The following is a 13476-nucleotide window of genomic DNA, read 5'->3' on the forward strand; positions in this document are numbered from 1 at the left end:
TTTCTTCAGCGTATATGACAGCGGAGATGGCTAAATGCCAATGATCTCCCGGCTCACATTCCTTCCCCAGTTTTCTTTTTCTTCTTCACTCCACAATTCAGGAAAGAACATAATCAGCTGATTTTTCGGCGGCATATAATCTTTCCAGTTGGTACCGCCGGTAGCGGCTATCTGATCCGGCTGCCGGTCGAGGTAACGTGCTGCAGTGCGGAAATGAACCAATGGCCATTCGACATTAGCGAGCTGATCAAAGCGGCGAAGCACTTCAATAAGCGTTGTATTGTTTCGTTCAGCTTCCGGCAGGGCTGCGTATTTCCTGCGTAAATTTTTGTGGCGGTAATCATTGGCGATGAATAAAAAGGAAGTGTCATATTTTTCTTCAAACTGCCGCAGCATCAGCGTCTTTCTTCCGGTGGCAAGTTCCATGGCTCCACGGCGCCAATAGAGATGTGGCAACAATGATGCGGGTTCATCGTCGTCTTTGCATTCTTCTCTTTTTGAATAGTGAACGAGGTTGCGGACATCGGTGGCATAGAACTCTATAATACGGTACTGGCCGCTTTGAAAACCGCTGGCAGGCAGCAAGGCCATCCTGAAAGCGAGAAATTGTTCTCGGTCCATGCCGTCATACATGATGGAAAAGGAATTCTTCAGCAGCTCAAAATAGTTATTGACTCTTTTCAACTGCTTGATGAATAAAGCGGCGGAAGGTGACGGATCGCCGGTGATCAGTTCAATGGCATTCCTGATAAGCCTGAAGTTGAGTTCGGTAATCTGATGGTAAATGATAAAAGTCTGCTCATCCGGAAATGTAGTACGCGGATGCTGCAGGCTGAGCAATGCATCGAGGTTGATGTAGTCCCAGTATTTGAGATAGTCCTGGTACAGCAATCCTTCAAGGTAAGAATGCATGTCCTGTCCCATCAACTCATATTTTTCCTGTAGTTGTTTTATCCGGTTTACCAGTTCCGGTGTAATTGGCAGCTCCTGATGATCCATAGTGAAAAGTAAAAATCTATTTCCGCATAATTATGAAAATATCAGGAAATAAATAATGATCTGCTGCTGTTCAGTGCAGGACGGGAACGGATGAGCTGCTTGCCGTGGTGGCGTTATGCCGTTGTTTTTCTTTTCTTTTTCCCACGTTATAATAGTGTTGCACGATGACAAACAGCGTTAGAAAGTAGCCATAAAACAAAACAGTAAGCAGGGAGGAAGAATCCTGGTTGAAGCGTATAAGGATAGCAGTAAGCAAGGCCGACAAAAATGAAACACCGCCCAGTAAATAAATCACCTGACGGTCACTCAGTCCGGCATAAGCGAAATGATGGGAGATATGATCGCGGCCGCCAACGAAGGGAGACTGACCGCGGGCGATGCGGCGGATAAATACGGTGGTGGTATCGATCAATGGTACCGTAAAAGCAATAAGCGGGATAAGAAATTGCCTGAACTGAAAGGCAGGGCCATTTACATCGTGGTACGTCCATAACAACTGAATGGATACCGCAGAAATAAATGCACCGAGGAACTGACTGCCGGTATCTCCCATATAGATGTTGGCAGGATGCCAGTTGAACACCAGGAATCCTGCGAGGGCGCCGGATACACCGAGCAGCAGCACGGTATAAAATGAATACAGGTTGCTGCCGATCATCAGTGCCAGCAGGCAGGAAAAGAGTATGCCCAGGGAAATGGTGGCACAGATGCCATCCATGTTGTCGAGCATGTTGATGGAATTCATGATACCAACTACCCAAATGAGCGTAATCAGCACATCAAGCAGGTAGATGCCGGTAGCCTGAATCATGGTATTCGTAATTACGAGGAATAATCCGCACAGCAACTGACCTGAAAATTTAAGCCAGGGATAGGTGTTATACGCATCGTCAGCCAGTCCGATCAGAAACCCGAGTGTTACGGAAAAAACCAGCCCCAACAGGTGTTCATTCAGATATTGATTACCCGAAAAATTGAAAAGCCCGTAGAGTGACAGGGAGATGAGGAACAGAATGTAAAAAGAAAATCCGCCCACGGAAGGTTTCACCTGAGATGTCCAGCGTATTACATGGCGATGTTGTTCATTGCGGTCGCCGAGTGTTCGCGAAAACTTCAGCAACAAGCCATTGGTCAGTGCTGAAAAGATAATGGCGAGCGCGAAAAAACAGGCGCAGGCGGCGTAAAAAAAGAAACTTTCCCCGTTCAGATTCACAAAATGGTGTTTTACTCAAAACAATGACTTCACAAATGAAAACATGCGTCCCAAGAAACTCTTTTTCCCCTGCATGTCATCAGCGTAATAATCATAACCGTAGCTGCGCGATCCGTATCCTCCGTAACCGTAGCCGTAACCATATCCATAACCGTAATTGTAGGTGTACATGGAGGCACCTTCACCCATATCATTCAGCACGATAGAGAGCTTGCTGATGCCATGATCGTTCACCAGGTAGTTCACGTTATTCAGAAAATTACGGCTGGAGTAATCTGCCCGCAAGATATACAACGGCACATCAGCTTTTTTAATGAGGTGCAGCGCATCAGTTACGATACCCACGGGAGGCGTATCAATCACCACTACATCGTATGTTTCTTTGAGCTTTTCAATCAGCTCATCTGTTTTTTTTGATCCGATAAATTCCGCCGGATTGGGTGGTAAAGGGCCCGATGTAATGAAATCGAGGTTTTCCCATTCGGAATGATGAATGCAGTCTTCTGGGCTGAACTTGCCGATCAGGATGGTGCTGACCCCGCGCTGATTATCTACATGAAAAGCCTTATGCAACTGCGGTTTCCGGAGGTCAAAATCCAGCAGGATCACTCTTTTTCCGCCAACGGCCATGATGCCTGCCATGTTTACGGCTATAAATGTTTTGCCTTCACCGGCCACCGTAGAAGTGACAGCCAGCAGCTGCGGATTTGATTTTGTGGGCGAGATGAATTCAAGGTTGGTGCGCATGGAACGGAAACATTCCGACAGCACCGATTTAGGGCTCTTATTCACCACCAGCTGGGAAACATCCATGGCCTGCAGGTATTTTGGGATCACTCCCAGGATGCCTGCATTGGTGTAACGGCTGATTTCTGAGATGGAAAGGATCTTATGGTGCAGCAGGTAGCGGGCAACAATTAGAATCAGGCAGGCCAGCAGTCCCGATACCAGCCCGACCAGTTTGATCAGCGGTGAGTTCGGGAAAATGGGTTTGGTAGGAACATCCGCTTTTTTCAGAATCGTATAATCTGAAACGAATCCGGCTTTGGTGATGCTGAATGCAGATTTCTTATCCAGCAGCAGCAGGTAATATTTTTCTTTCAGGTCACTCAGCCGCGACAGGCGAAGGTATTGTGCCTGGATGCCGGGCACATTGGAATAATCGCCGAGGTAATGTGCTATTTCCTTATCCACCTCACCACTCTTCTCCCGCAATTCATTCTGAGAGTTCAGGACACTCTGCAGTAAGTTCTTTTTTACTTCCGCTATCTGCGTATTGAGATTAGTGATTTCAGGATTGTTGGGTGAAAGTTTGAGCAGTTTTTCTTTCAGTTGTGTCTGCAACTCATCGAGCCGGATAATATTCTGGCTGAGTGCCAGGTAACGGGAATCCACGATGCCGGCCAGCAGCCTTGTTGAATCCTGGTATTGAATAAAATATTTACGATAGTATTCCAGCGTGGAATATTCAAGACTCAGTGCATCCTGTTTTGCCTTGAGTTCTTTGAGCTGTGTATTCAGATCCTGTTCGATGGAACTTATTGAAATGCCATTGGCCTGTTTGAATGCAGTCATTTCATCTTCATACCTCCGCAGGTCGTTGCTGATGGAATCAACCTGTGATTCAATAAACTCCAGTATGAGTGTGGCACTTTCGGTTTTCTTTTCTTTATCGTATTGAATAAATTCCTCGCACACCCTGTTGACGATATCGGCTGCCTTCTGCGGCTTCTGGTTGCGCATCAGCAGGCCGATGGTAGGTGCGGAAGGAGCCACCTGCAAGGCGCCGCGTATACTGCTGTAAATCGTGTTCCTGTTATTAATGGTGAAGAAGAAGTTGGATTCAAGAAAGGTAGCCGCTTCCCTGTTGAAAACGGGAAGATTCAGCGTGACGGTAAAATCAAATGCCGGTGTGGTGTAATGTTTATTAAAATCGTAGGTCTCATAACTTTCCCTGCCATCAGCTGAATAGTCGAGCTGAAATTTTTCTGTGGATACAATCCTGAAATTGACCGGGCGGTCATAATAAGAAGGATCATTGATGGTGGCCTGAATAATAAACGGGCTGTTTTTATACATTTCTTCATTGAGGATATTGCCTGACCGGTAATAACTCACCTGCAGCGGCAGGGAATCAATCACGCGGTCAATGATCACGCTCGACTTCATGATCTGGATATCTTTCTCAATGTCGAGGTTGCTGTTTTTCTGCTGGAAAAGGCTGTTCTGAATGTCAAGCGCCTGCGCGGTATTGATGGCTTTCACGATGAGCGAAGCATTCACCTCGTAGGTGGGTGGCGTATAACGAAGGTAGATCAGTGCGGAAGAAGTGGTGATCAGCAGGATGATGACGCACCAGATAAAACTCTTGCGGATCATGATCAGCAACAGCGCAGGATTGAAATCCTCGCCCAGCATTCTCTGCACGGGGCTGAGAATGGTCCTTCGTTCGCTGCTGCTCAGGTTATCATTGTCCATTGATTGCAATAATGGTTGTGTAAATCACCAGCACGGTGGAAATAAGTGTGAGTACCGGTGTTATCTGGTACAGTACGTCATTGGTGCCAAGCTTGGCATCAATGTAAATGATGTCATTGGCTTCTACGCGGAGGTTAGCCTGCATCATGCCTTCAACGGTTGACAGGTCTACATCAAAAACAACCGGATGCTGTGGGTCGCCCCGTAAGACCCTGATGCGGTCAGCTTTTCCGAAGGAGGGCATACCTCCGGCTTTGGCAAGCACTTCCAGCAGGTTCATGTTTTCTTTATCCAGTATCACCACATTGGCGCCTTGCCGGCCACGGTAAACATAGGCGCGCCGGTTGGTGACATCCACCCGTACAAACGGATTCACAAAGTAGTAGCTGTACAGCTGCTGTAATAATTTTTCCGCATTGCTGAGCGAGAGCCCGGTAATCGCTACAGAATCGAGCATCGGCAGCATTACGTAACCATTCTCCTTCACCACATAGTTGATGGCCGACACCGATCCGTTATTATCACTGATCACATCCACCAGCTCATAGCCGTTGTTGGAAAATACGCCGATAGCCAGCAGGTCGCCCGGCCGGATCACATATTCTTTCGGCACCTGCAGCGAATCAGCTGATACCACCGGGAAGTCTTTGCCGGTTTTAAAAAGACGGTCAGGATAAAAAACCTTACAGGAAGAAATGCTTGCCACAATCCACAGCAGTCCAAGAATCCGTTTCAATCAGGAGGTTGTTTTTCTGAAATTCAAATGTAGATAAATCTGCGCTAACTCTGCATGATCAAAAATCAAAGTAATATAGAATGATCACTGGTAAATGATGGTACAAAGCTGAGCGGACGTGCTGTTGTTTCGCAGCCACATTTGCCTTAACTGAAAGGGTTTCCTGTATGGTTAAGCAGGCGGGATAGTGATGATAAGGCATCACATATAATTTTACCACTTTAGATAATTTAATGCAGTTCCCTTTGCAGAAACTTGCCGGTAATGCTCTTGCTGTTTGCAGCGATATCTTCCGGTGTGCCTTCGGCGATAATGTATCCTCCGGCATTTCCGCCTTCGGGACCAAGGTCAATTACATAGTCGGCCAGTTTGATGACATCAAGGTTATGTTCGATGATGAGTACTGTATTGCCTTTGTCAACCAGTTTGTTCAGCACTTCCATTAACACCCGGATGTCTTCAAAATGCAAACCGGTAGTAGGCTCATCAAGAATATAAAAGGTTTGGCCGGTATCTTTTTTAGAGAGTTCGGTTGATAATTTAACACGTTGTGCTTCACCACCACTGAGCGTTGTAGCCTGCTGCCCTAAACGTATATAGCCGAGGCCTACATCCTGCATGGTTTTTATCTTCCGGTGAATCTTGTGCATGTTTTCAAAAAACACTACAGCGTCGTCCACCGTCATTTCCAGTATATCGCTGATTGATTTTCCGCGATAGCGAACTTCCAGTGTTTCGCGGTTATAACGCTTACCCATGCATTTTTCGCACTCCACATATACATCAGGAAGAAAATTCATCTCAATAAGTTTCATGCCACCGCCCTGACATGCTTCACAACGGCCTCCTTTTACGTTGAACGAAAAACGGCCTGTCTTGTAACCCCTGATTTTTGATTCGGGCAGTTGTGCAAACAGGTCGCGGATATCGGAAAATACAGATATGTAGGTTGCCGGGTTGGACCGTGGCGTGCGGCCAATCGGCGACTGATCAATCTCGATCACTTTATCGATCTGTTTCAGTCCTTCCACCGCGCGGTATTCCAGTGGTTTTTTTCTGGATGTATAAAAATACTGGTTGAGGATCGGATACAGTGTTTCGGTGATAAGTGTGGATTTGCCGCTGCCTGAAACGCCGGTTACGCAGATCAGTTTACCCAAAGGAAAACTGACGGAAACATCCTTCAGGTTATTGCCTTTTGCGCCTGCCAGGTGCAGCACCTGACCGTTACCCTGCCGTCTTTGCAGCGGCACGCTGATCATCTTTTTTCCGGTAAGATAGTCTACCGTTAAAGTGGTTTGTGTATTAAACGCTGCAGGAGGCCCTTCAGAAACAATAAAACCTCCATGTTCACCGGCGCCCGGGCCGAGATCAATCACATGGTCGGCTGCGAGCATGATGTCTTTATCATGTTCCACCACCAGCACACTGTTGCCGACACCGGTAAGTTCCTTCAGGGCTTTGATCAGGCGCTGATTGTCGCGCTGATGCAGCCCGATGCTCGGTTCATCCAGTATGTAAGTGATGCCGACGAGCTGAGAACCGATTTGTGTTGCCAGCCGGATGCGCTGCGATTCGCCACCGGATAAAGAGCGGGAAGGACGGTCGAGGGCAAGATATTCCAGGCCTACATCCATCAAAAAACCAATGCGTGAACGGATTTCTTTTATTACCTCCCGTCCGATCTTCCACTGTCTTTCTGTTAAATGATCCTCCACCATGCTGAACCATTGCTGCAGCTCGGCAATGCTCATCGCCGAAAGCTCCGCAATATTTTTTTCGGCGATGCGGAAGAAGAGCGACTCCTTTTTCAACCGGGTGCCGTGGCATTCTGGGCATGGCACCGCATCCATAAATTCTTCGGCCCACCTGCGCAAGCCGTCTGATGAAGTATCGCGATAGTAACGGTAGATCATGTTCACCACACCTTCAAAACCGGTAGCATAAGTCTGTTCGATGGTGTCGAAGTTGAGTGACACATCCACCTTTTCTTCCTTTGATCCGTAAAGGATCATGTTCATCGCTTCCTTCGGAATTTTTTTAACGGGTGTGGCCAGTGTGAATTTGTATTTGGCAGCTATTGCCCGCACCTGCTGATATAAAAAGTTATCACGCACTTCTCCCAGTGGTATGATACCGCCGTCATTAATGCTTTTTGATTCGTCAGGAATGATCACCTGCCGGTTGATCTCGAGCACGAAACCCAGTCCTTTGCAATGCGGACATGCCCCGTAAGGTGAGTTAAAGGAAAAAGTATTGGGAGAAGGCTCCTCGTAAGAGATGCCTGTTAAGGGATCCATGAGCGTCTTGCTGAAGCTTTGCGCCCTGCTTTCATCATCCGCCATCACCACCATGATCAATCCCTTCCCCATCTTCAAGTCAAGCGCCACTGATTTTTTCAGCCGCTCCGTTGATTTTTCATTTACTTCCAGCCGGTCAATCAGCAGTTCGATATCATGCACCTTATACCTGTCGAGTTGCATTTTATCTTTCACTTCAGTGATCACGCCATCTACACGCACCTTGAGGTATCCCTGCTTACGCACCTGTTCAAACAATTCACGGTAGTGCCCTTTTCTGCCCCTTACAAGCGGCGCCAGTAACATGATTCTCTCTCCGGCGAAATGCTGTTCCAGGTGTTCGATGATCTGTTCTTCCGTATAACGGATCATCTTCTCGCCCGACTCGTATGAATAAGCCTCACCGGCGCGCGCAAACAGCAGGCGGAGGAAGTCATAAATTTCCGTGATCGTTCCGACCGTGGAACGCGGATTTTTATTGACGGTCTTCTGTTCAATGGAGATGACCGGGCTGAGGCCTGTAATCTGATCAACATCGGGCCGTTCCAGGTCGCCCAAAAACTGGCGGGCATACGATGAAAAGCTCTCCATGTAGCGGCGTTGCCCTTCGGCATAAATAGTGTCGAATGCCAGCGAAGATTTGCCGCTGCCGCTGATACCGGTAATGACAACCAGCTTGTTTCGCGGAATCTTTACATCAATATTTTTGAGGTTATGAACGCGGGCGCCCAGCACCTCCAGGTTTTCAAGATCAGGCTGACTCTCGGGAGGTAAAGCGGAGACGGGTTGTTGGCTGGAATTTTTTACCGGCATAAAAAATAAGGGCGCAAAGATAGAGAATAAACACCTCGCGGAAAAGGAAGGTTTAAAAGCAGACGCAATGGAAACAATGACAGGTTAACCTGGGTGCAGCAGGTGTGAAGGATAGATAAGGGTTTTAATTACCGCATCGTGCAATGTAATGTAATGGCTGATCCCTCTTCCCGAAAAATATCATTCTTGCCCTGCAGCATCCAAATCATCGAAAATTTGCATCTTGTGAGATGCAAAGCTCTTTTGCATACTGTACCAAAAAATTCCGCTGAATGAAATCAAAACCAGTCAATATTTTCTCCATCTGTGCACTGTGCATGTTTTCCATCGTACTCTTTTCATGCAAAAGCAACGTGGAAAAAAATACCGCGCCGGAAAAGGTTATTCCTGCAATTCCCGCAGTGAGCGATATAGTGATGTATGAACTTTTCATTCACAATTTCTCGAATGAAGGAACCATCAATGCCGTAACGGCGAGACTGGATGAACTGAAAGACCTTGGCATCAATACCATCTGGCTCATGCCTATTCAGCCAATCGGGCAAATTGAAAAAAAGGGAACGTACGGATCCCCTTATTCCATCAGCGATTACTATGCTGTCAATCCGGATTACGGAACCAAAGCGGATTTTAAACGACTCGTGGATTCGGTGCATGCGAAAGGACTCTTCATCATAATAGATGAAGTGGCTAATCATACCGCCTGGGACAATGCATGGGTGAAAGATCATCCCGACTGGTACACTAAGGATTCCACCGGTAAGATGATTCCGCCGGTGCCGGACTGGACTGATGTGGCAGATCTGAATTACGACAACCCTGCCTTGCGGCAAGAGATGATCAGATCTATGAAATACTGGATTGACAGTTTCAATATTGATGGTTATCGTTGTGATGTGGCCGGAGAAGTGCCGTTTGACTGGTGGAAAGAATGCATTGGAGAACTGCGCAAAAGCCGGCCGGTGATGATGCTTGCGGAAGGAGATGATCCAAAGTTGTATGACAGCGGATTTGATATGACTTACGGATGGCAGATGTATTCGGCAATTAAACAAGTATGGAATGGCAAACGGCCTGTCAGTGCCGTTGATACAATATTGGCAAAGGAGAAAAGCGGCTATCCATCCAGCTACAGACCTATCCGCTTCTCTGATAACCATGATGAAAACAGTTGGGACAATGTGCCGGCAGTTAAATTTCAGTCGGCTGAAGGAGCAAAAGCCGCTTTTGTTGCACTGGTGATGCTGCCCGGTGTTCCGCTGCTGTACAACGGGCAGGAAGTAGGTTATGGTACGCGCATCAACCTGTTTGAGAAATACAATATCGACTGGACGGCCAATGGCGATCTCCGGCAATTCTATAAGGATGTTATTCACTTGTATAAAACCAGTGATATACTGAAGGTGGGAAGTGTGCAATACATTGCCACGGAAAGTAAAGATATCCTCGTGTATACACGTTCCATGAATGACTCGATGATGGTGGTGATGGTGAATGTGCGCAATAAAGAAGCAGCTGTGGCAATGCCAAAAGAGCTGAGCGGCCGGCAGTTTAACAATGCATTTACCGGTGAGTCGTGGAGCGTTTCAGATAAAATAAAATTCGCACCTTTCGAATACAAGGTGCTGAAAGCAATACCGGCGAAATAAATAAGATCAGGTTAAGCAACCCTCTCAAACAGCAAACGAAATAATTGTTATGGCGGATAACCAAGTTAACAGGAGTCAGGAGCATGCGGGAAAACCACAATTGACCTTTTGGCAAATCTGGAATGTGAGTTTCGGATTCTTAGGTGTGCAGTTTGGCTTCGCGCTGCAGAATGCAAATGCAAGCAGGATACTTTCCAACCTGGGAGCGGATCTTCATTCCTTATCGCTGTTCTGGCTGGTGGCTCCAACGATGGGTTTGCTCGTGCAGCCGCTGGTAGGCGCGGCAAGTGATAAGACCTGGACGAGGCTTGGCAGGCGATCGCCTTTTATTTTAGCCGGTGCGCTCGTTTCCATGCTCGCAATGTTTTTAATGCCTAATGCGCCTTATATTATCCAGGTCGGCAGCGTTGGTGCTTTGATTTTCGGCGCAGTGATGCTGGCCCTGATGGACGGGTCATTTAATGTAACGTTTCAGCCGTTCAGGGCTTTGGTAGCCGACATGACACCGGAGAAACAACGTAACCTTGGCTATTCCGTGCAAAGTCTGCTGATAAATATCGGCGCTGTGATTGGTTCGGCATTACCGTTTGTGCTCACTGCATTCGGTGCCAGCAATAAGACCGGTCAAGGAGAGGTGCCGTTGTCAGTGATCTGGTCCTTCTATATCGGCGGTTCTATTTTGCTGTTAAGTGTTTTGGTAACAGTATTCAGAACAAAGGAATATCCGCCGAGTGAATTCAGGCAATACAACAACATTGATGAAACGGAAAAAACACAGAAGGAAGGCTTTTTCAGTCTGCTGGCTAAAGTACCGAAGACGATGAAACAGCTTGCCCTCGTGCAGTTGTTTTCCTGGTTTCCTTTGTTTCTGATGTGGGTGTATTCAACGCCTGCCATCGCACAGCATTACTGGAATACGCCGATCGGTGATTCAAGCTCCGAAGCCTATAATGAAGCAGGTAACTGGGTGGGAATCTGCTTTGCCGCTTACAGTTTATTTGCCGCCTTTTTCTCCATGGCCATTCCATATTTCATCCGCCTGTCGAGCAGGAAAGCCGTTTATGCAGCAGCCCTGTTTTTAGGAGGCCTTGCTTATCTCTCCATATTCATGTTTCACAATCAGTATTTACTCCTGGTTTCCATGGTGGGCATCGGCTTTGCCTGGGCAGCCATTCTTTCCCTGCCCTATGCTATCCTTTCCGGCTCATTACCGGCCAAACGAATGGGTATTTACATGGGCATCTTTAATCTTACTGTTGTGATCCCGCAAATCATCAGCGGACTTTTCGGCGGCCTGATCCTGAAAAATTTCTTTGATGAACAAGCCATCTACATACTGGTGCTGGCCGGATGCATCATGATGCTCGGCAGCCTCGCTGTGCCATTTGTGAAAGATGTTTCCGCAGAAGCGGGAAGTGAAGTTGCTGTGCAGGGCGGCGGACATTAGCGGAATAATGCTGCAGTTGCTTTGCCATTCATTTAAATGAAGAAAAAATCAAACAGTATGAAAAAAGCATGTTTGCTGCTATTGTCTTTCATTACCGTTGAATTTGCATTCGCGCAAAAAGATGACGGAAGAACCATGATCCCCATTTTAACGGATGCCGTTGATTACATCGACAAAGTGGAAGGAGCAGGGAATGAAATTGTAAGAATGGAGTTTGACATTCTGAAAGATGAAAAAGAAACATACCGGTATTTGTATGAAGGCTGGACCTATGGCATTTGTGCTTTTGGCGACTACCGGCTGGAAGACATCGACATACAGGTTTACAAGGATGTGGATGACACCTGGTCGCTTATCACAAAAGATGAAGATGCCTCAGGTGTTGCTATCGTAAAGGTTAAGCCGGTTAATTCGGGCATGTATAAGATTGTGGTGAAAGCGTATAAGTTTGCTTATGGTGAGACGGGCTGTCACTATGGCCTGATCATCTTTCATGAGTAACTGTTGGCAACTGACTACAGGAAGTTTCATGCGGCGAAACAGGTTCATCCTTCTATTTCATTCAATAGTTATCCTGCCGTTCTTTCAACGACTTTGTAATCAGTCGTCTGATTTTGACCATAGCATCACACATAATATCAAAGCTGCAAGGGGAATATGGTTTGGGATAGTTGGATTACTGTTCTGCAGCCAGGCAGTATTTGCTCAGGATAAGCTACCTGATCTGCGTAAAAATCTTCAACGGCAGCTGCAGGATGGATATTATGATGAAGCAATTGCCTTACTGGAACAGCGGCTGCCTGCCATCAGCAATGATACCGGCGGGCTGTTTGATGCACTGATCAACTTGTACCTTTTTGAAAAAAACTGGACCGGCATTGTCGATGCTTATGCCACGCATGTAAGTCGGACCGGTGAAGACACCACCGTGTTATCCATAGCCCGTTTCTGTTCGGGGCAGCCCGCGGAAGTGATCTCTCTCAGGCAACCGGAACATATTCCATTTAAACCATCTGTTTCGGGCACGCCGCGTGTCAAAGTCAGGATCAATGGGCACAGTTACCGCTTCTGGCTTGACACCGGTGCGGGAATGACGGTGCTGAGTTCTGCTGTCGCAGAGCAATGCAATGTTAAGATGATGATGGCCAATGATGCAATAGCCATTGCCGGCACCGGTAAAGCGGTTGAACTTGATCCGGGAATGATTGACTCATTTGAAATAAATAATCTGAAAGTATATTATCATCCCTGCATCATCCTGAACAAAAAGGATCTTGAATGGAGGATACTGGGCATACCGCTGATGAAAATTGACGGGCTGATCGGCTGGAATTTCTTGCAGGAGTTCGATGTCACTATCAATAATCGAACAGACAGGATTTACCTGGATGCTGCAGGTGCTGCCGCTGATCAGCAACGCAATTTCTTCTGGATGGGTGACCCGCTGATCAGCTGTACCGACGGAGCGGGCGACTCCTGTCTTTTTACAATCGACACCGGAGCCGGAAGTAGTGCAGTGTATCAACCATACCTTGCCAGGGCATCTGCCGCAGGTGCCAAAAAAAAGGAGATAATGATGGGTTCAGCCGGTGGCATGAAACGACTGACATCGTATGAAATTCCTTTGATGACGTTGAAAGTGGAGACTACCACACTGCAACTGGAGAAGGTGGTGTGGTATCCGCATGAACCCAATTGCCTGTTTACCTGCGATGGTTTAATCGGCATGCAGGAATTTGAAGATAAGTCTGTCCGTTTTAATATCAGAAAGGGCTTTTTCACCGTGCAGCAATGATGCTGTGCGGGAAAGTTGCAGATTATCGCATCAACCGATCAAAGCA

The 13476-nt window shown here is 47.1% G+C and carries 9 protein-coding genes; 4 read left to right on the forward strand and 5 right to left on the reverse strand.

What is annotated here, in order from left to right:
- Positions 1 to 30 precede the first annotated feature (30 nt).
- The 5 genes from K1X61_12710 to uvrA all read right to left on the reverse strand — a co-directional run bounded on the left by K1X61_12710 (position 31) and on the right by uvrA (position 8539).
- A complete protein-coding gene (locus K1X61_12710; GenBank protein ID MBX7109504.1) occupies positions 31 to 999 on the reverse strand; it encodes a tryptophan 2,3-dioxygenase in 969 nt (322 codons plus the stop codon).
- Positions 1000 to 1069: 70 nt separating this feature from the next.
- Positions 1070 to 2212 carry an undecaprenyl/decaprenyl-phosphate alpha-N-acetylglucosaminyl 1-phosphate transferase gene (locus K1X61_12715; GenBank protein MBX7109505.1) on the reverse strand — a complete coding sequence of 381 codons (1143 nt, stop codon included), beginning with the start codon at positions 2210 to 2212 and terminating at the stop codon, positions 1070 to 1072.
- A gap of 15 nt (positions 2213 to 2227) precedes the next feature.
- Positions 2228 to 4690, reverse strand: coding sequence for a polysaccharide biosynthesis tyrosine autokinase (locus K1X61_12720; GenBank protein MBX7109506.1), 2463 nt, complete (start codon positions 4688 to 4690; stop codon positions 2228 to 2230).
- Complete coding sequence (locus K1X61_12725; protein ID MBX7109507.1) at positions 4680 to 5426, reverse strand: polysaccharide biosynthesis/export family protein; 747 nt, start codon at positions 5424 to 5426, stop codon at positions 4680 to 4682. The genes K1X61_12720 and K1X61_12725 overlap by 11 nt, the downstream gene beginning before the upstream one ends.
- Positions 5427 to 5656: 230 nt before the next feature.
- The gene (gene uvrA / locus K1X61_12730) at positions 5657 to 8539 is read right to left on the reverse strand and encodes an excinuclease ABC subunit UvrA (GenBank protein MBX7109508.1); all 2883 of its coding nucleotides are present in this window, start codon (positions 8537 to 8539) and stop codon (positions 5657 to 5659) included.
- A 272-nt stretch (positions 8540 to 8811) separates the two neighbouring features.
- Between uvrA and K1X61_12735 the strand changes: the two genes are divergently transcribed.
- The 4 genes from K1X61_12735 to K1X61_12750 are packed head-to-tail and all read left to right on the forward strand — an operon-like array spanning position 8812 to position 13430.
- Positions 8812 to 10188, forward strand: coding sequence for a hypothetical protein (locus K1X61_12735; GenBank protein MBX7109509.1), 1377 nt, complete (start codon positions 8812 to 8814; stop codon positions 10186 to 10188).
- A 49-nt stretch (positions 10189 to 10237) separates the two neighbouring features.
- Positions 10238 to 11635, forward strand: coding sequence for an MFS transporter (locus K1X61_12740; GenBank protein MBX7109510.1), 1398 nt, complete (start codon positions 10238 to 10240; stop codon positions 11633 to 11635).
- A 57-nt stretch (positions 11636 to 11692) separates the two neighbouring features.
- A complete protein-coding gene (locus tag K1X61_12745) occupies positions 11693 to 12136 on the forward strand; it encodes a hypothetical protein (protein MBX7109511.1) in 444 nt (147 codons plus the stop codon).
- Complete coding sequence (locus K1X61_12750; protein MBX7109512.1) at positions 12129 to 13430, forward strand: retroviral-like aspartic protease family protein; 1302 nt, start codon at positions 12129 to 12131, stop codon at positions 13428 to 13430. Before K1X61_12745 ends, K1X61_12750 begins: the two co-directional genes overlap by 8 nt.
- The last annotated feature ends 46 nt before the right edge of the window (positions 13431 to 13476 follow it).

Source organism: Chitinophagales bacterium, from assembly GCA_019694975.1.
In the GTDB taxonomy this organism is placed as follows: Bacteria; Bacteroidota; Bacteroidia; order Chitinophagales; family UBA10324; genus JACCZZ01.